Below are 21,570 nucleotides of genomic sequence, written 5' to 3'. Positions count from 1 at the left end.
GCTGAAGCTGTCAATATATATTTTTCCTGCAAAGCCCTGATTTTGGACACTAATTGGCTATTTTCCGAAACTCAAATACTATTTTTCAATGAGTTACGATTCCAAAATGACTAAAAACACATTTTTCATGCGAAACTTGGGCCAGGCATCATCGGCTTTAATTCTGATCTCTTCCTCACTCATCTTCTCCGACTGCAGCCAGGGCCCCCGGAACTGATTCCACCAGTTCTTATAGTGGAACTCGTCTGCGTATGAATCATCCTCGACCGGATCACTCTCAACATCATCCGAACCAGCCTTATCCATCTCGATTACCTTCATGGTCGATCCTAACTTCAATACGCCTGCCTTCTCTGCCAGGGCTTCAATTGGCTGCTCAGTGTCATCCTCTCTCAGCAATACGATCTGGCTACCGGATTTCACCATCTCCTCCAGCGTTGCCTTGTCCTTACCATTCTTTTTTTGCTTGGTCATCTTGATCTCCTTCTTGGTTACCCGACTGTTGATTTATGGTTTCTACACAACACCTATCGCAACCGTGGTCAAGTCCTTTCTACACAATATGATAAGAAAGAGAGAAGTTTCTTGATTGATAGATAATATCGCTGTTTCATCATACTTGCAGCCTACAGACCCTACATCGAATGCCCTCCGAAACGTGGGGACAGACCGGTGCTCTCAAAGAGTTCTACTTTCAATTCATGGATTAGTTGCAGACAAAAATTGGAAAGGACGATTTGCAATTTTCGGTGACCTAATTTGCAATTTTCGGTGATCCATTTGCAATTTTCAGTGACCCAAATCAGTCTCACCTGTCGTTCGAATATGACCGTTTTTCCCCATTTGCAATTTTCAGTGACCCTTTATAACAGTGTCTCTCCCGCGGAGAATCTTCAAAGAAACAATTTGTCCTTGACAGAAATCGGCTTATCTTGAAATTAGCACTCAAAAAATAAGACTGCTAAGTTAAACAGTTTAATTAAATAACATGGAGGTAAACTCATGGCAAAACAAATGCTGTATTCACACGATGCCCGCACCGCTCTCAAGAAGGGTGTGGACAAGCTGGCAGATGCCGTCAAGATAACCCTTGGTCCCAAGGGCAGAAATGTGGTATTGGACAAGAAATTCGGTTCGCCGACCATCACCAACGATGGGGTGACCATTGCTAAGGAAATAGAACTCGAAGATGCGTTTGAGAATATGGGCGCGCAGCTCTGTAAAGAGGTTGCGGAAAAGACTCATGACGTAGCCGGAGACGGCACCACGACAGCCACTTTGCTGGCTCAATCCATCATCGAAGAAGGCTTGAAACATGTGACCGCCGGGGTGAACCCGATGTATCTGAAACGCGGTCTGGAAAAAGCCACCAAGATCATCGTCGAGCAGATCCGCCTATACAGTAAAGAGATCAAAAGCAATGAAGAGATTGCTCAGATCGCTTCGATCTCCGCAAACAACGATCCCGAGATCGGAAGACTCATCGCCGAAGCGATGGAATCCGTCGGCAGAGAAGGCATCATCAACATCGAAGAAGCCAAGTCCATCGATACCGGTCTTGAAAAGGTCGAAGGCATGCAATTTGACCGCGGTTATCTCTCTCCCTATTTCGTCACCAACCCGGAGAAGATGATCGCCGAGCTCGAAGACCCCTTCATCCTTATCTATGACAAGAAGATCAGCGTGATGAAAGACCTGCTGCCCATCCTGCAGGAAACCGCACAAAGCGGAAAACCTCTGCTCATCATCTCCGAAGACATTGAAGGCGAAGCGCTTGCCACCCTCGTGGTGAACAAGCTGCGCGGCATCCTAAACGTCGTCGCGGTGAAAGCTCCCGGCTTTGGCGATCGCCGCAAGGCAATGCTGGAAGATATTTCCATCCTCACCGGTGCCACCCTCATCTCCGAAGATATGGGACGCAAGCTTGATAGCTGCACGATGAGCGATCTTGGCCGTGCCAAGAAGGTCCTCGTGGAAAAAGAAAACACCACCATCCGCGAAGGCGCCGGCATCCAGGAAGCCATTGACGGACGCATCAAACAGATCAAAGCCCAGGTGGAGGAAACCACTTCCGATTATGATAAGGAAAAGCTGCAAGAACGCCTTGCCAAGCTCTCCAGCGGCGTTGCCGTGATCCGCATCGGAGCCGCCACCGAAACCGAAATGAAAGAAAAGAAAGCCCGCGTGGACGACGCTCTTCATGCCACCCGCGCCGCGGTCGAGGAAGGAATCGTTCCCGGCGGCGGAGTTACCTTGCTGCAGGCAGCCAAAGCCCTCAAAGGTCTCAAAGGTCTTTCCCACGAAGAAAGCGTCGCAGCCGAGATCATGATGAAAGCCCTTGAAAAACCAGCTTATCAGATCGCTGCCAATGCCGGAGAAGAAGGTGCCGTCATCGTCGAAAAACTCAAAGGCTACAAAGATATCCACATGGGATTCAACGCCTCCACCGGCAAGTTTGAAGATCTCTTCAAAGCCGGTATCATCGATCCCGCCAAGGTCTTGCGCAGCGCAGTGCAAAACGCCGCTTCCATCGCAGCCTTGCTGCTCACCACCGAGTGCATCGTCACCGACATCAAAGAACCCGAATCCGCACCGCAGATGCCAAATCCCGGCATGGGCGGAATGTACTAAAGACCGTTAAATAAATAAATCCATGACGGCTTCCGGATATTACGGAAGCCGTCTTCTTTTTCACTCAGACAAATCAAGTGCCCTGCCCGCAGTATCCCGAAGCAATCTCAATGGCGAAAAAATATCATTGCATCAAAAGTTTGTAAAAAATACCGCGCAACGCGAAGGGCTAATCTCTGGCAAAACAATTCAAGGCATTGCCGAATTGAATTTACCGTGGTGGCAGCGATAAAAATATATTGCAGCTTTTACTTGACAGCAGATGCCACTCTATAAATCATAGGCACCTTAAATAAATCAAATGAAAGTGAGAGTTTTAAGATTATGAAAAAACTTACTCTTCTAACGCTGATGTTGCTGTTCATAGCAACATGTATCTTTGGCGTTTCGGTGAATACTCAAACCGCAGAGCGGGTCGCGGGTAATTTTGTGCATGAACGCTTGGGCGCAAATTACACTGTGGCTACTTCCAAATATCTGGAATCCGGATACCGTGATTCTTATATTTATGTGATTACCCTCAACCCCACAGGCTTTGTTCTGGTTGCCGCAGATGATGCAGCTATCCCGATTATCGGTTATAGCACACGCAACAACTGGAACGAATACAGTATTCCGGAACAGATGCAGGAGATGCTGAAGAGCTGGAATGACCAAATGCACGCCATCATTACTCAGAGAATGAGTGCAAATGTGGAAATATCGCAATTGTGGAGTCGCTACAATGTGCCGTTTTCAAGCTTCTCCCCCAATCGTGATTTCCGAAATGTTAGCCCACTGATGACCTCCCTCTGGGGTCAGGGAACCTATTACAATGCCCAGTGCCCTTCCGGAACTCCGGTTGGCTGCGTAGCAACTGCCATGGCACAAATAATGAGGTATTGGAGATTTCCCACGGTAGGGCAAGGCTCGTTTAGCTATAACTGCCCGCCATACGGAACTCAAAGTGCAGATTTTGGCAGCACCACCTATAACTGGGCTGCCATGCCAAACACCGTGTCCAGTGCCAATGTATCTGTAGCCACAATCAGCCGCCATGCAGGTGTCGCGGTAAGCATGCAATATGCTCCAAGTGGCTCAGGTGCATATAGCAGTGATGTTCCCGGAGCCATGATCAGCTATTTCCGTTATGCCAACACTGCTCTGCTTCGCAATAAATCATCCTTCTCTACCGAAACCTGGGACACGATGATGCGCGGAGAGCTGGACAATGCACGCCCAATCTACTATTCAGGCTCCAGCACTGCCTCCGGCGGACATGCATTCGTGCTGGACGGCTATGAGGGAACCAATTCTTTTCACGTAAACTGGGGTTGGAATGGTTCTTACAACGGATATTTCACCCTTGCCGCGTTGAACCCCGGTACTGATAACTTCAATAGTGGACAGCAAGCCGTTATCGGAATCAGACCAACCACGATGTCTCTCAACCTGTCCGAAGGGTTCGAAGGCACGACCTTCCCGCCCACAGGATGGACGGTGACCGCCAGCACCTTTATCCGGTCTGCCACGTCGTTTATTACCGGAGCCTTTTCGGCAAATTATACTACGGGTAATATTACAGGAGCGGCAGCCACCGGTAAACAGCTTCGCACTCCACTTCTGACCGTGAATGCAACTTCCGCACCCTTTACATTCAAAGCAAAACGGGGAGCGACCGCCAGAGGTGAAACGATAAGAGTTGGCTACTCCACAAGTGCCACAGGACCTTACACATACTTCGGCACAAATGCAGTTTTAGCTGCTACCGCTACAACTTATAGCTATGCGGTAACTTCACTAACGCCAAATGATTATTACTTTATGCTGGAAACTTTATCTACGGTAACTGGTATCAAAACCTGGATCATTGATGACGTCACGGGGCCTGCCTTATGGATAAACCCCAATCCCATCGCATCAATCAACATGACATCCTGGGCAGCGGGAGCAATGGCTCCAGGCGATGCTGCATATTCCGGAAACATCTTCCAATTATCAAATACCGGACAGGGAAACCTAACGATCTCCGGTATTACAAACCTTTCCGCTACAGAGTTCAGCAGTAATTTCAACTCAAGCGTGTCCCTGGTAAATGGTCAGGTTTTGGAATTTGGCTTCGGCTATGAACCCTTGAACTATGGGATAGATAACCAGTCTTTTGTGATCACGACCAACGGTGGAACCATTACCATCAATCTTAGCGGCTCCGCAGCAAGCTCCAAGCTGTCGGACAGCTTTGAGAGCTACAACGATTTCACCTTAAGCTTCCCACCCTGGACTACCTACGATGGTGATGGACAGGCTACCGGAGGCATAGGGGGAGTCACTTTCCCCAATAGTGGATATACCGGTGCTTGGATTATTTTCAATCCTGCCAATACCACTCCGCCCACCGGTGCTGCGGAACCACGTACCGGCGCAAAATATGCCATGTCCATGTATAATACTTCCGCCGCCGCCAATAACGACTGGATGATTTCGCCGGTATTGTCATTGGCTGGATCTCCTTCCCTAAGCTTTTGGGCAAAGTCCTACAGCGCAAGTTATCTTGAGACACTCAAGGTCTATTATTCGACTACCAACAATACCGCACCAGGCAGCTTCACTCTGTTAGCCACCCAAGCTTCCGTGCCCACTACCTGGACGCAATACACCTACGTGCTACCTGCCGCTTGCGCAGATAATAGCACGGTATTTGTCGCGATTGCTAATGCTTCTGTGGATAAGTTTATGTTGTTCATAGATGATGTGGTAGTCAATGATAATTCTACTCCTCCTCCTCCGACTTTTGGAAACGTGAGCGGGCATGTGTATCGCTTCGGCACCAGCACACCGATTGTAAATGCCATGGTAACTGCCGGAACAAAGGTTGCATACACCAATATCGACGGATTCTACCAGATCAATAATCTGCTCGTGGGAACTCACTCGCTGACGTGCAATGCTGCCGGTCAATTCTATTTCACCGCCTCGGTGAGCGGCGTGGTGGTTACCCAAGGCAATACCACCACCCAGAACTTCGGTTTGAAATGGGGAGAATTGACAGCTTCGCCCACAAGTGTGGCTGCGGCTTTGTATCAGGGCGAAAACGGCTCTGCAACCGTTACCCTTGCCAACCCGGGCGGAACAGCAAACACATCCTATGCCGGGTATGTTGCAAAAGCTGTCAGAAGCGGCAGCATCCGCCGTCTTGACAATAGCCCCAAAAAGCGTTCCCCTGGCTTTGCCGGCGCAAAAATCCCACCGCTTGATGCTCCTGCTCCGGATCGTACAGACGGTTGGTTTGGATATGCCACATTCGCCGATGCGCAGTATTATACCGCAGCGATAACCGAAAGAGGCAACTACTTCATCATCGACGATATCGCGATGATGGACGGTGCCGTCACGGTTTCACAGTTAAGGCACTATTTCTATAACCCATCAACTTCTTTGTGGACTACAACTACAAATAAGTTCAAATGGAAAGTATATACTGTAAGCTCCACAGGAACAGTGACTTTGGTGCATACTTCCGCCGAGATAACTCTTCCAACGACAACGCCGTCAAACAGCTCTCTTCTTTCCACTTACACTATACCCACGGCATTAACTATTCCGTTGGGCACTGATTTCATGGTAACCATTCTACCCACATCAGCAACCACAGGAAAGCCCCAATCATTGGCAACAGGTAATTCCACCGACAACGGCTATTTTTATGATGCCACCAATGGCTGGCAAGCTTTGGGGATGGATCTGATTATGGACGCTTATGTGTCCGGCAACTCATGGATGGACGGTTTATCGTTCTCTGGAACGATTACTCCGGCAGGAAACGTTTCGATCCCGTTGAATTTCAATACTGTGGGAATCACAGCCGGAACCAAGCTCGCAAACATGTATATTTATAACAATTCCAATTATGTCGCTCCCAGCGTCGGGGACCGCGGAGATGTAATGGTGGTTCCTATTTCCCTCACCGTTACAGTTGCCACCACACCCGTGGCGGTTCTCAATACCACAACCTGGACTACCAACGCCAATACAGGTTCTCCTTCCACGTCTGGAGCGGTATTCCAGCTTAAAAATGTAGGACCAGGCAACCTGACGATCACTTCAGCCACAGGTTTGGCAGGAACTCCATTTACTACTTCCTTTGACAGCGGAATCTCTCTGCCGCAGAATGGAACTCATAACTTCGGCTTCACCTTCAGTCCCACTGCCAACGGTATCTATAATGCCACCTTCACCATAATCACCAACGGCGGCACCAAGACCGTTACCCTCAGGGGATATGCAAACTACGTAGCCGAAGGCTTTGAGGGGGCAAACTTCCCGCCGGACGGCTGGCTCGCTCTCGATCAAGACGGCGATACTCACAATTGGTATCGATACACTGCCGCTGCCGCCCCCTATGCCGGAACTGCCTGTGCTGCAAGCGCTTCGTGGGTAGCAACCAGGACTGATTCCGTCAAGGATGGTATCCGTCCGGTTCTGACGCCGAACAACTGGTTGATCACTCCGCGCCTGGCAATCTCCAATGGTGACATCCTGAACTGGTGGATTGGCGCCCAAGACCCTGCCTGGCCTGCCGAGTATTATTCGGTGCTCATCTCCACTACCTCAAGCGCTATTTCATCATTCACCACCACACTATTCTCCGAAACCCTGGTGAATGGTAATTGGCTCAGCCGGTCTGTGAATCTTTCTGCGTATGCCGGACAGAGCGTATTCATCGCCTTCCGTCACCACAACTGCACCGATCAGTTTGTTCTGAAGCTGGACGATGTGTTGATGCCTCCTTTGGCAGCTCCCTTGGTGTATGGAAACATCACCGGACGCGTACGCAGAGCCGGAACAGATATAAACATTCAGGGTGCCACGGTCACAATTTCCGGCAGAACCTCTCTGACCGGAGAAGACGGCAACTATACCATCAACAACGTTGTGGTGGACACCTATCCATTGACTGCCACCGCCCCTGGATATGTAGCTTATTCAGCGAATGTAACGATTCCCGCAAACAGCACGCTAACCCATAACATCTTTATGAACTACGCTCAATTCAGCACTCCTGCCACTACCTTCAACTTGAGCGTAGCCCAAGGGCAAAGCACTTCTACAACCGTTAACCTTGGTAACATTGGAACTGTATCTGTAAATTGGACGGCAGACAGTGGTATCTGGGGTGGAGATTCCTTCCCCGCCGGTCCTTTCTATGAGGATTTCGAGGATCTCGATCTCTCCGGCTGGGTGGGGTCCACCGGACCAAACTCTCAAATCTACACCGGCTATGGCTATAACAGCCCGAATGTCTGGGTCTTTGCTTCATATCAGACCACATCCACCCAATGGATAGCAACGCCAAAGATCCGCGTGCAGACTGGGGACAACCTTAGCTTCTGGTACAAACAGTTCAACCTCAGCGACGAAACCTTCAGCGTGAGGATCTCCACCACCACAAACGAAGCGGCGGCATTTACGACCACCCTCGCCACCATCGGACCGCTCACGGATACGAATTGGACTCAATTCAACCAGTCCCTGAACGCCTTTGCCGGCATGGATATCTATATCTCCTTCTTCTATCCCAGAACGGATGGATATCAGTATGGCTACATCATGCTGGACAACATCGGCGGTGGAACGGCGATCCTGCCTCCCACAGAATGGCTGAGCAGCACTCTTTCCGGCGCTCTCGCACCCAGCCAAACCGTTCCCTTCACCCTCAACGTAAATGCCGGAACACCAAATCTGCCGGTGGGAAGCTATACGGCTCAGACATGGATATTCGGGACTGCCCTGAACTCTCCCTATAAGCTGTATGTGAATCTCATCGTGACCCCACCGCTCGGTATCAATGCTCCGGAGAATGTGATCGTCCTCGCTTATAACGATTACATGGAGCTTGCCTGGGATCCCGTCGATGCCGCAAATACCTATAAAGTATATATCTGTGATAATCCCAACGGGGTCTATCAACTGATATTAACCACCGAAAGTAACTCCGCCGAATTCACCTGGGCTCAGATTAGCGCATTGGGTTTCAGCGGTGGAGCAAACCGCGCCTTCTTCAAAATCGCCGCCGATACGGCTCCCGCTCGTGGCAGACAAATAACTTCCAAAGTATCATCGCAAACACTCGACAAGTTATACGAGCCGAACCGAACCAAGGTTCTTTACCCAATCGAGTAGAAAACCGATATCCGGCTTAAGCAAGCGCCCGTGGAAATCATCCCACGGGCGTTTTTTTTCTCTTCACAAAGGATCGGATTTTCGACATCATGTAGCGCTACGGGCGTTTACTCCATCACCGTCCAGCTCAGGTAGTCTTCCGTGTATGAAGATTGGGGGTTTTTGATCTTGATACCGCGGGTGAGGGCGAGGGTTTCGCTCAAGCCGATCACGATATTTTTGCTGGCGTTGGCTGAGACATAAACCTTTTTGACTTCGTATGCGGGGAGCTTGAGGACATCCGCCTGCAGCCAGAGTTGTTCGATGCCGGAGGGTTCGCAGATTTCAAACTCGTCCTTGATGAATATCCACTGATTTGCCATGTCCGAAGCGATGAAATAATTCTGTGTCAGAAGGTTACGCTCTCCGTTGGCTTCGATATAGACCAGGGTGACATAGCAGGCGCGATTAGCGCGGACCAAGATGTTTGCTTTGTCCTCATAGCGGAAAACAGCTGAGTTTCTGCCATATTCCAATGATTTGACGCTCACCTGCAGATTCTTGCTGAGGACAGATTCCTCGCTCAGTTCACGTCTTTCCCTGAGTCTGATCTCCAGGTCTTTGGGTTTGATATTCTCTTCGCCAAATCTTGCTATTGTAGCGGAAGAAATATAAAGTGGAATGCTTTGACGCTTTCCCGCCGAGCTGAACTTGACAAGGAGAATGAGGCAATCCGCTTCACGAAGCAAGCTTCCGCTGATATTGACGGCTGGTATTTCGTTCTTTTGCGCTTTCTTCCAGGCGAAACGGTTTTCCAGTTGCGCCGCCAAATAGCTGCCGAAATTGACGGAAAAATCCGAGGCGAAGCCGGTATCCATCCATTCAAAATGCGTCTGCGAATAGCTCAAAGCCTTTTGCAGATCCTTGTCCATCATAGATATGACATCATCGGCAAGGTCTTTGTATTCCTGCACGGGGTTGCCACTGAGCTTGATGATGGTATAATCCACCTCGCCTCTATGTGGAACCTTGCTCAGTTGCGGGATAATCTTGTCCGGAGGCAAATTGTGCAGCGAGCCGAGAATGATCGCATCCCGATGCAGTTCATCCAACAAGCCGCGCAGTCTTTTGCTCATCATCAGGGCGTCTTTGGAGTGTTTTTGTTCGATAAGCTTTCCGATCCCGTCATTGATCACGATCGCATCCTCGATCTTATTCTGCACCAAGGTCATATAGTGCCTCAACAATTCCTCGCGGTTGATGCTGATCTGCGTGTACCAGTGTCTCCCCTCCCTCTCGGATTTGAGGGGCTTAAAATTGCAGATGCTGATTCCGGTTTGGATTTGCACGTCCTTGATGAAGGTTTGGGAGAGCTTTTCATCCTCACGTTCGATATTTTGAGTGAAGCTGCGCACGTCCGTAAACACCTGATGGGCGATGTCCGTGATCGCATCGCGAAGAGCCTGATCGCGGGCGGCGGGTTCGTCTTTTCCGATGATCATAGCGCTGCCGTTGCCGATGAAGAAATTGGGATCCAGGCTCACTTTTGTGAACCATGCCGGAGCGGCTGAAAGCCCAGTCACTGCGAGAAACACACAGAATAATAAGTAGCTTTTCATGTTCTTTACTCCCTTCGGATTGATAACTATTTCATGCCAAACCAGTTGTCATCGTAGAAATCACTCTCAAATGGAAACTCCTTTGTTTGATTTTTTTATGTTTCTGATACGATCTGAGCCGCCATTAGAGCATAACTCAGCAGCAAAAAAACGATTATAGCACACATAACATATATATGTTTCATAGTGATACCTCTATCTGGACACATAGTTTGCGATAGGGATCCAGTCAAGAAAAAACTCGCTAACCCAAGTTTCGCAAAGACAGTGAAAAACCCATGTAATTCGGTTCTTCCCCCATAGCATTACGGAATCAATACGGAATCATTACGGACTAAGTCCGTATTGACTCCGTAATGCTAAGGAGGAATGTATGTAGCGCAGCATGCCGATGCTGCGTAGACGTGAGATCTCTCCTCATACACCGGAGTGTTTTATCTCCACAGGAATGTATGTAGCGCAGCATGCCGATGCTGCGAAGACATGAGATCTCTCCTCATACACAGGAATATTTTATCTCCGCAGGAATGGCATCCTGCGCTACAAAAAAAAACCGCGGGATCGATTAGTATCCCGCGGCTGATGACGCTTTGTATCCGGCAAGCCGGAGATTATCGGTTTAATTACGAATGGTTCTGGATGGTCCCGGATTCCCCTCACGGGTTCCGGTATAAGCCGTCACATAATAGAATTTGTATGCGGTTGTCGCGGGGACAAGGGCTTGCGTTTGGGAAGCTGGAACGGTGGTGATCAGAGTCCAGGGCATGGTGGCGTAAGGATTATTTGATCCATACACTTTATAACCACTGGCTCCGGCAACTGCGTTCCAAGCGATTTGGACGTTTGCTCCGATGGAAATGATCGAGGTGACCACTGGCGGATCAACCGTCACTGGTGCATCACTCAGGCTCCCTTGTCCATAAGCCACTGCCAGTGGTTCGCCGGCAGAACCGAAGATCGGGAATCCGGTGCCATCGAATTGATACTGGACTCCAAGGATTCCGGTGGAGTTTTCGATACCCGCGGTGAACGTATTCATCAACAGTGTGGAGCCTTTGTCGGCATACTGCACCTTGATTTTTCCGCTGGGGAAGAGAATCACCTGGGCGGTGAGCCATCCATTTACATCTCCGTTGTAACGGGGAAGTTTGTGGAAAGTGATCACGAAATTGCCGTCAACGGTCTGATATTTGATCCAGTCGTCGGTTACTGCTCCGGACGCGGGGTTCATGTCATCCCAGAAGAAGTTGATCATGTTGTTGGGTATGGCAGTGGTGGGTATTGCAGTATTGCTCAACGAGGAACTTCCTGCTCCGAAGGAGAGAAATCCGTTTGAACTGACAAACACGTCGGTCATATCCGTCCCAAAGAAGGGGAAGGTCATTCCCAGTGGTATCGGAGTAGCGGTGAAACTGTCGTCAGTTAACCCGGTAATCTCGATTCCGGTGGTGGAAACATCGATCCAGTTGTAGGTGGGATAGGACGGTGCGCCGGTCTGGAAGGAATTGGCAACCCTATAACCTCCGGAGATATCCAGAGAGCTGCCACTGATCGGCACGGTATGCACCGGTCGGTTGCGGTTGTCGGTGACGCTGACGGTACCAGAGAACGTTCCTTCCGTGGCAGGATCAAATCTCACGCCAAATACAGCGGTCTGCCCTGTGCCAAGGAAAAGCGGCAGAGCGGGTACGTTCACCAACGTGAAGGCTGCGGCTCCTGCGTAGCTGATGCTTGTGATACCGAGAGAGCCGGCACCGGTGTTGGAGATCGTGAAGTTCTGCGTCACAGGCGCGCTTGTGGTATAGAGTTGTCCGAAGTTATGGGAAGCGGGCGTGATCGAGAATACCGGATTCACCGGTATCGGAGCGACGAAGAGCTTGGTGTTTGGAATTCCGGCTACCAATGTGCCTGTCGGAGGCGCAGCGGGATCGGGGTTTGTTGTATCGCTGTAATAGCGGATGCTACGGTTGCCGGTGGTATTGGTACCATGGAAGAACGACGTACTGCTGTCATAGCCCGGGAAGTTTTCGTCCACAGCGATCACCAGATTGTCCACGCCATTGTAGATGAAGGGGTTAGCCAGAGTAAACTCCATCCAGTATCCGCCGGTTGTGAATTGAGGGATGTTGTTGGCGTCATAAACCATGGTAAGGTTTGACAACGGCACCCAACTGGTGTCCGTAGCGAAAGTGGATGCACTGGTGTGCCCCATGTATATCCTGAAGGATTGGGTGTTCGGGCTGGTCGCATTGCCATTGAAGTAGTAATACAGCTTCTCGATGCGGTATCCTGCGGGCCAGCTCAATTCGCTCGGATAATAGATCGTCTGCGAATATGTGTAGCCATAATAGACATACACCGGCAGCATGTTGTTCACGGTGCCGCTGCCAATGATCACATCGGTAGAGATGGTCGCGGTGACGCTGACGTTCACTACGCTACTGCTGGGGCTGGTTTCGGTGAGAGTAACGAACCCCGTATAGGGACCCATTGTAGCCGGAGCATTAAAGGTGTAGCTCAGGTTATAGGTACTGTTTGCGGGGATGCTGAACGGACCTGCGGGGAAGACGATTTGCGCAGAGCCCGTGGCAGTAAAGGTAAGTGGTACTGCGCCAAGGTTCTGCACAGCGATGGCCCCAGTTTTCGGGGCACTGGGCCAGGCGTTGCCGATGTTGTGGGTCGCAGGGCTGGTTATCTGTGTGCGGGTGTTGAAATACCAGGTAGCGCATTCTGAGATATCGGGGAAACCTGCCGTGTTGACCGGTTGGACAGTCCAATACCAGCGGGAATTGTAGCCCAGAACGATAGCTCCGTCCGCGAAAGGACTAAACTGGCTGGTGGGAGCCGCGACCGGGAAGTAGTATGATCCATAGGGATCGTCTTCATTGCCGATGTAGAGGTCATAAGTTTCCACTGCACCGCCGGTGGCGGCAGGAGCCCAATCCAGTACTATGGTTCTGGGATCGACGCCGGTCGCTCCGTTCAGAGGTGTAACCATGGTCACGGGATGCGGAGGAATGGTCGTGGGAGGTACTTGCCAGACATAGATATCGTCAAGGGCAAATCCATCGTATTGAACCGAGCTATCGGATGCGAAACGCCAGCGCAGGGCGAGGTTGCCCGCCGCGCCAAAGATGGAATAGGGGATCGAGGTCGTGGTAAACAGCCAACCATTGACATGTCCGGCATAAAGGGTCGAGCTATTGGTGCCTGACCATTTGGGAGGGGTCACCGGTCCTGATGTGCTGGCATTGTTATACCAATAAGTGCTTGCCGCCGTATCCCAGTTTGTGCCGGTGCCAAGCACCGGATCCCATTTTATCCAAGTGGCTTGGTTGTTGATGGAATATTCCAGTATCATAGCATCATAGTTTGCTTCGGTATAGAACTTGTGTTTGAATTCGACGTTGATGGCGCGCAGTAGCGGAGCAGTGTTGATCTGCAGCGTGACGGATGAGTCTTCATTGATATCGTATGCGGCGGTCAAGCTGCGGGTGACCAACACGTTTGGAGCTGAATAAGCAGCGTTTATGAACGTTTTTGCAGGAGTTCCTCTCACCCAGGAACCGGCAGGGCTGATGGTGAGAAGTGGCGGAGCACCGTCAAAGTTCTCCGTGTAAGGAAGATTCACCCTTAGCTCGACTCCGGCACCGGTAATATTGACGCTGGAAGGTGAGCCTGCGGCATTGTGGGTGGCGACTAATTGAATCGGCCATGGTCCGCCTATCACGACAGGATTGAATCTTACCGACACCGTAGCAGTTCCACTCGGCACTATCGTCAAGGGATATGCGTTTGCATCTATCAGTGTGTATTGCGAAGTATTTACTCCCTGGAGAGCGATGGAACTGATCACCAGATTGCTACCGCCGCTATTCGAGATCGTATAAATCTGGGTAGCAGTTGTTCCTATCTGAATAGTGCCAAAATCTCTATCGGCACTTGGAGAGATTACAAAGACGGGATTCGTCGTTTGGGTTGTCCCCCAGGCAAAGTATTCGCCGTTGGTAGCGATCGGACCTATGGGCCCGGGAGCGGCAGTCGCAGTGGTTCTGGTATAAACCGAGTTATTGACTATCGCGCCTGTGCCGGTGGCTATCGTTCGCTCCGTCCAAGGACCTGTGAGCGCAGTAGCTTGAGCAATTCTAAGCTGGGTTTGATCACCAAACATGTTATTGCTGTTGCCAAAGGTATAGTTCATTGCGCTGAGCATCAGAGTCGCATTCGTGGGGAAATCCGGACCACCATTGAGATTGACTCTGTAGGCAATCGGCGCAAAGACGCCGCCCAAAGGCGCAATTGCCGTGCCGGTGGCTGGGCTGACAATGCTGATCGTGGGGGATTGGCTTGCTGCCGCACCTGCCGCAAGAGTCACTGCCTTCAGCACGTTGGCATTGGGAGTGGCGCCATTGAAGGCGGTGCCTATGCCAAGCGGGAAAACTCTGGAAATAGCTCCCGTCGTAGGATAGGTGCGCCGGACTGGGCCTGCAACGTATGATCCATGCGTCGTGGGAGGGGTAAGTGTGCTTGGAGTGATGCCCCCGGGTGTGCTTGCATTTCCCTCAGCAAAGGTCAACAAATTCGCCTCGCTCGTTATCAAAATACCGCGGGACAAGCTTAGCGTTCCGAGAGCGGAGGTTCCGATGGTCAGCGGATACGCAAGCTGCAGGTTGTTGTGGGTACTCATGGTCAAGGTGTTAGTAACGGTTCTAACGCCACCCACATCCTCGATCTCATTACCGGTCACTAACGTTGTTTGAGTGAGGGGTGTCCAGTTTGGAGAATAATACACATATAATCTGCTGGTGACGTTTGCATTATTCCATATTGGCAAACCACTGAGTGTGCCGTTTGCGACCTCGACGGTTTGAGTACCGGATTCAAAACGATTTCCAAGGGTCAGAATTCCGTTAGGATTGATCGTCCCAAGGCCAAGACTATAGGTATAGGGAACGGTTACGGGACTATTGTAGACAAAACTACCGGCAGTCCGCGGATGGCTTATATGTCTGATGTTGTTGATCCTGCCGCCGGCAATGGTCCCGTTGTTTGTAAAGAAAGCCGGTTGATTGTTCAGGAAGATCAAGCCCGATGCACCAGTCGTAGTAGCTGTTGAGGCGGTCGCGAGTGCCGTGGTTCCGGTATTGAAAACAGCCGTGGCGCCGGAATTGACCGTGAAGCTGCCGCCGCAGTAAACAACCCGTCCGCTCGTTAGGTTAAACGCGTTCAATGTCCCGTTTACAACGATGTTTCCAAAGGCATGCAGAAGGTTGGCGGTTCCGGCACCGTGATTCAGAATGCCGTTAATGGTCAGGTTTTGGCAACGGGATAGAATACCGGTCGAGGAAACGGCATTGGTGACCGTAACCGTATGCCCGGCGCTAATTATCACATGATTGTTGGTAGTGGGGATCACACCGCCGACCCAGGTGGCAGCCGCATTCCAATCACCCGTTAGGGCGGAGACGATCTCCGCGGGGGTAAACTCTTCCACCGATACATTATCGATGAACGGATTATTTGTCCCATATCTGTTTGTGATCTCAAATCCCATTCTGAACCCAGCCGTTCTGTATTCTGCAGGGATGGCAATGCTGATCTGATTCCAGGTATTGTTGGTGCCGGTGAATCCATTCACGATCGGGGTCAGCAGATGCCAGGCGGCACCGCCGTTGGAGGATACCATTACCCTAAGATTGAGGATAATTCCAGGTTCCTGAGCGTTAAAATACCAGAAGCGAATATAGGGAGATGTGGATCCGGTCAAATCTACCACCGGAGATTCCATTCTCCTCGATGCAAATGGAGTTGAGGTAGCCATGAAATTGTAGTCATCAATCCAGAGAACTCCGGTTCCGGATTGGGCTCCCGTGGGATTTGTACCCGAAGATGCAAGTTGCCAGGCAGAGCCAGTCCAGACATTGCGTAGCCAGTCTCTTTCCCCGGTAGTACCGATTACGGGACGATTCATCGTCTGCGTCCAACCGGCAGGGGCGCCGGGTGTGCCGACGAAGTCAGTTTCAAAGCCTTCGACCAGATACTGGGCGAAGACCGTAAACGAGATGCACAATAGTGCAATCAGAATTAGTAATTTCTTCATATCGCATTTCTCCAATTTTGGAATGGGTTAGGTCTGAAGAATAGTTTTCTTGTGGATTCGATACTCCATTTCGGGGGTCTTTGTGCACCCTGCGCGCATCCACTTTTTTTTGCGGATGCGCGAGGAATGCAATTAACCGTTGAATGATAAGGCAGATCAGAATCCTTGCATGATTTTGAAGATTGAGAGAGGATACGGAAAGAAACTCCCAGATGCAGCACCGGTCTTGCGTGATAATGTGCGACGATTATGCTTCGAATAGAGTGCTGTTCCTGAGATTTCGGGTTTCCGTGAATTATTATCGATTGTATGTTTTTGACCTATTTGGAACACGGTTGATAGTGCTCCAGTGATACTGAGGGTTTGGTTGATAGATTGCGCGGTTAATTGAGCTAATATGCGGACGCCTTTCTCCCCTGACGCCCGGGGGCGAAAGCTGGTAGGGCTATATGTTGTCGTCATCAGAGCTGACATCAAGTCTCCCTGCGGCAGACAAACTCCGCAATTCATTCCTAAAATAAGCAAAAAAACTGTGCGCCGAATGCATCTAAATACGATCGGCACAGACACTTCAAAACGATCTAATCATTCAGACTCAGGATAAAAAACATCTCACGATGCCACTAATTATATGTCCTGTGTAAGGGTCAAGGGTTTTTATTGGTTTTTGAATAAAAGTTTTAATTAGCTACACAAACTGGAGAGATAACACTGGTTCGGATGCCCGTTTTTGGGGGGAATTGCCGATTAGAAAAAGAAAGAGGTTGACAGGAAACAGAGATTGGATCTACTGTCAAACCCATTGGCAGCAATGATCAGTAAAATGTGATCGGTATCCGTGGAAGATATGCTGTCATTTATTCATCGAACGAGAGAATCAACGGTGGGAGTTGAAGACCGGTAATTAGGTGCTTTCCATAATTGGTAAAAGGAGTTTTAATGCTACGCTATATCCCTGCATATATTCTAAATAGATTTGAGGCTAAGGTCAATCGGGGTGCGCTAACAGCCTATGTCCTGTTATTTGATATAGCGGATTTCACGGTGATTGGCACAGCTTTGCAAAAAGAGGGAAAGCCGGGTGCAGAAGAACTTAGCCGTTTGCTGGATGTCGTGTTTGGCACACCCGTGGAGATCGTGAACCGTTTTGGCGGATTTGTCAGCGGCTTTGCAGGGGATGCTTTTTGCACGATATTTCCTGAGGCTAACGCTACCGACGTAGTCTCTGCAGTAAATGCTATCCGTGCTTTCTTTAAGGATAAGCCCATATTTCAGACTCCTTGGGGTGATTTTAACCTGAAAGTCCGGCAGACAGTTTGCTATGGCGAGCTACACTGGCAAATATTCAGCAGTGAATTGCAGAATGAATATGCGTTCTATGGCGAAACCATGAAGGAGTTGGCTGCCTTGTCCCACCAAAAGAAAGACGTGGCGTTCTCCGAAAACGCGGCAAACAAACTGGGTTTGGAGCATTTTACCCATCAGACCACGGGTTATAGCTTGCTCGATAAAGAAATATCTTCAAATACTGTGCCGTTTACTTATCATTACCAGGCAGAAACCCGGGATATGTTTGTGCATGCCAGATTCCGTAATGAACAGCCCCAAAACGAGATCCGCAGTGGCGGCTATTGCTTTGCCAATCTTGAGAATATCGAGCCTGAAAATAGAGAACATGCCATCAGCGTAATCCAAAACCTGGCTGATAAATACGGTGGATTTGTAAATAAATATGATGCCACGGACAAAGGTTTGATCGGTATCATCCTGTTTGGCATCCCCAGAAGCGAGGACAAGACTCTTGACCGGATTTGCCGCTTTGCCCTCAAAGCAGTTGAAAGCATCCCCAAATTGGCTCTTGGTATCGCCTCGGGTAATGTGTTTGCCGGCTACACCGGCAGCGGTGATATCAGTGAATATACTGCCTTGGGGCATCCGATGAACTTAGCTGCCCGGCTCATGGGAAAAGCATCTGCAGGAGAAGTCCTTACCGACCATTATTTGTATCTGGAATCCCATAACGCTTATGAATTCCAATACATAAGCTCAATCGAGCTAAAGGGTATCAGCACCCCCATCCGCAATTACCGCTTGAGTAAAAAAGTCTATGACCAATCGGCTTCACGCGAAAATAGTTTTGTGGGCAGAGAGAGTGAAAGCGCATTTCTAAATAGCAGCATCGATGGCAGTCTTTCTGCGCCTGAGAATACCATAATCTACGTTATGGGAGATGCAGGCATCGGCAAAAGCAGACTAATCAGGGAAACTCTTCTCCCATATAGTGATGAGGAATGTCTCAAATTCTTCTGTTATTGCGATGCTATCCTGCAAAAATCTTTGGAACCAATCAAGCAAATCATCCGTTCCTACTTTGGCTTTAGCTATGATTCCGCTCTCCAAGAGGGAATAGCGTCATTCAGGCAAAAAATGCAGAGCTTTGCCGGCAGTGATCCTGAATTGCAGAGGATCGAATCCATCCTTGCCTCGCTATTGGGTTACGAATGGCAGGATTCTATCTGGGACATGCTTCCCGCCCCGGAGAAACCGGCTCAGCTACAAAGTGCCTTTCTGCAGTTCATGCGAGAAATCACCCGGCAAAAGCCTGTCCTGATTCATCTGGATGATGCTCAGTGGTTAGACGCACAAAGCATGGAATTTCTGCAATTGCTTAGTGAGCAAGAGACCGGCACAGTGGTCATCATCGCTGCCTGCCGTTTTCTGGACGATGGATCCAAGCCGGATTTGGGTTTATCGAGATACCGGTCATTAGCGCTGGACCTTGGCACCTTGAGTGAAATGGGCAGCAGGCAATTGATTCAATCTGTACTGGGTTTGAAGAATCTGCCGGAGAATACTTTCAGGGAAATAAACAACCATGCCCTGGGCAATCCCTTCTTTCTGGAGCAACTTGTTTCTTATCTTTCAGAAAACGGCAAACTTGATTCTAATGGAGAAATCAGCGGTGAAATCGGCATCCTCAGCTCTTTCAGCATCAGCGATATTATCGGCAGCCGGATAGACAGACTCACTGTTTCCCTGAGGGAATTGGTCTCCAGTGCCAGCATCCTAGGGATGGAATTCAATGTAAATGTCCTCTCTCAAATGCTGAACAATAACCCTGTCGAAATGCTATATGATGGCACCGCTCACCGCATTTGGAAGGATTTGGATGCACTACGCTATATTTTTTCGCATATCCTCATCAAAGATGTAGTCTATCAGCGGATGCTTAGTGAAAAACTAACCAAACTTCACTTGACTGCTGCCGAAGCATTGGAAAGCGTTTATACCGATTCTCTGGCTGAGCATGCAGAAGAAATTGCCCTGCACTATGCCAAAAGCGATCAATCCCTGATAGCTGCAAAATACTACAACCTGGCAGGTTGCTTTAACCGGGCAAAGTATGACCTTGAGGGAGGAGAAGCTGCCCTGCAAAAAGCTCTGCACATCAGGGAAAATCTCTTGGGAGACCGGCATCCAGACACAATAAGTTCCCTTACCGATTTGGCAGAAGTCTATTTTATGCGGGGTGATTTTGCCCTGGTCGAACCAATGGCTATCAGAGCCTTGGAAACCCGTGAGCAGGTGCTGGGAAAAACTCATCCCGACACTATCCAAGCGCTACTCAATCTTGCTGAAATCTATCATGGGCAAGGGAAATATACCATTGCTGAACCACTTTTTCTGCAGGCGTTGGAACTCAGGACAACATTGCTGGGAACTGAGCACAGTGATGTGGCATATATCTTGAATAATCTTGGTTTGCTCTATGGCTATCAGGGTAGGTTTGAACAGGCTGAACCATTTATTCTGAAAGCTCTGGAAATCCGGGTGCAGGTCTTTGGCTCCGATCACCGCTATACTGCTGAGTCCCTCCAAAACATGGCTCGCTTATACAGTGAGCAGGGAAAGCTTGATTTGGTTGAGCCGCTTTGTCTTAAAGCCCTGGCAATCAACGAAAAAGTTTTAGGTGCAGAGCATCCGGCTACTGCGGATGTATTGGATAATCTGGGCTTCTTGTACATGGACATGGCAAATTATCTGGAGGCGGAACCCTGTTTGTTCAGGGCTTTGGATATCCGAAAGAAAGTTCTTGGCACAGAGCATCCGGATACTGCCACCTCAATGGGAAGCTTGGCGAACCTGTATCATTATCAGGGTCTGTATTTGCAGGCAGAACCCCTTTACCGGAGGATGCTGGAAATATATGAAAAGTTCATGGGAACAGATCATCCCGAAACCGCCATCGCCCTGAACAATCTTGCAAATAACCTGGATTTACAGGGGGAAACTGATCTGGCTGAAACCCTCTACCAAAGAGCTCTTGCTATTCAATCCGCCACTCTTGATGAGGATAGCCCCGCGCTGGCAAATACCCTGGATAACCTGGCTGTCATGTATGGCAACAAACAACAGTTTGAGGAGGCAGAACCGCTTTATCAGCGTGCCCTTGCTATTCGCATGAAAGCCCTCGGCTCAGAGCATCCTGCCACAGCAGGCTCCCTTGCCAATTTGGCTTTTATGTATCAAAACATGGGCAGGAATAAGGAGGCTGAGCCCCTTTTGCTCAAGGCTCTGATCATACGGGAAGCAAGCCTGGGAACATACCATCCCCAGACCATTCAAATCCTGGAAGCATTGGTGGAATTGAACGAAAAACTGGGAAATCAGGAAAAGGCAAAGGAGTTTCAAGCGAAAATCGATTTGACCATAAACAAAGTTTCGCCGAGTAGTGCCTAATCCAATGTTTCGCAAAGTAGTTTCTAACCATAGTTTCGCAAAATGATAGCTAAGTTATTGATAAAAAAGGGTTGATTTTTTTAATTTAGGCACTACTCTCGAATTGAACATAGGTGAAACCCGGAGCAACGCATTCACCAATTCACCTGCTCACTTCGCAGGATCGGCATCCGGTGCTACAAAAATCCATCTTCCCCCTTAGCATTACGGAATCAATACGGACTCATTACGGACTAAGTCCGTATTGACTCCGTAATGCTAAGGAGGTAGCGCAGCAGCGGAGAAGATGTAGCGCAGCATGCCGATGCTGCGGAGGAGACTGCAAAGACTTAGCCTGCAATG

At 49.6% G+C, this 21,570-nt stretch carries 6 protein-coding genes; 3 read left to right on the top strand and 3 right to left on the bottom strand.

Translation table 11 applies throughout. The features are described 5' to 3' along the window. Positions 1–93: 93 nt before the first annotated feature. Positions 94–474 carry a hypothetical protein gene (locus Q8M98_10935; GenBank protein MDP3115270.1) on the bottom strand — a complete coding sequence of 127 codons (381 nt, stop codon included), beginning with the start codon at positions 472–474 and terminating at the stop codon, positions 94–96. Between the two features lie 528 nt (positions 475–1,002). Here Q8M98_10935 and groL point away from each other — a divergent pair. After that, entirely contained in the window at positions 1,003–2,631 is a 1,629-nt protein-coding gene (gene groL, locus Q8M98_10930) for a chaperonin GroEL (protein MDP3115269.1), read from the top strand. 351 nt (positions 2,632–2,982) lie between these two features. Further along, the gene (locus Q8M98_10925; protein ID MDP3115268.1) at positions 2,983–8,790 is read left to right on the top strand and encodes a choice-of-anchor J domain-containing protein; all 5,808 of its coding nucleotides are present in this window, start codon (positions 2,983–2,985) and stop codon (positions 8,788–8,790) included. 107 nt (positions 8,791–8,897) lie between these two features. On the opposite strand, the gene Q8M98_10920 is transcribed toward Q8M98_10925, so the two are convergent. Beyond that, positions 8,898–10,388 (bottom strand): hypothetical protein, encoded by a 1,491-nt coding sequence (locus Q8M98_10920; GenBank protein ID MDP3115267.1) that lies wholly within the window; start codon positions 10,386–10,388, stop codon positions 8,898–8,900. A gap of 619 nt (positions 10,389–11,007) precedes the next feature. Beyond that, positions 11,008–16,488 carry a choice-of-anchor D domain-containing protein gene (locus tag Q8M98_10915; GenBank protein MDP3115266.1) on the bottom strand — a complete coding sequence of 1,827 codons (5,481 nt, stop codon included), beginning with the start codon at positions 16,486–16,488 and terminating at the stop codon, positions 11,008–11,010. Between the two features lie 939 nt (positions 16,489–17,427). Between Q8M98_10915 and Q8M98_10910 the strand changes: the two genes are divergently transcribed. After that, complete coding sequence (locus Q8M98_10910) at positions 17,428–21,228, top strand: tetratricopeptide repeat protein (protein MDP3115265.1); 3,801 nt, start codon at positions 17,428–17,430, stop codon at positions 21,226–21,228. Positions 21,229–21,570: the final 342 nt, after the last annotated feature.

Source organism: Candidatus Cloacimonadaceae bacterium, assembly GCA_030693415.1.
GTDB lineage: Bacteria > Cloacimonadota > Cloacimonadia > Cloacimonadales > Cloacimonadaceae > JAUYAR01.
Note: the sequence above shows the minus strand (reverse complement) of the source record. Positions and strands in the feature narration are given on the sequence as shown.

Bases quoted from the DNA above. Each gene is read 5' to 3' on its own strand.
- Q8M98_10935 (MDP3115270.1), bottom strand. From the start codon at position 474: ATGACCAAGCAAAAAAAGAATGGTAAGGACAAGGCAACGCTGGAGGAG.
- groL (MDP3115269.1), top strand. From the start codon at position 1,003: ATGGCAAAACAAATGCTGTATTCACACGATGCCCGCACCGCTCTCAAG.
- Q8M98_10925 (MDP3115268.1), top strand. From the start codon at position 2,983: ATGTTGCTGTTCATAGCAACATGTATCTTTGGCGTTTCGGTGAATACT.
- Q8M98_10920 (MDP3115267.1), bottom strand. From the start codon at position 10,388: ATGAAAAGCTACTTATTATTCTGTGTGTTTCTCGCAGTGACTGGGCTT.
- Q8M98_10915 (MDP3115266.1), bottom strand. From the start codon at position 16,488: ATGAAGAAATTACTAATTCTGATTGCACTATTGTGCATCTCGTTTACG.
- Q8M98_10910 (MDP3115265.1), top strand. From the start codon at position 17,428: ATGCTACGCTATATCCCTGCATATATTCTAAATAGATTTGAGGCTAAG.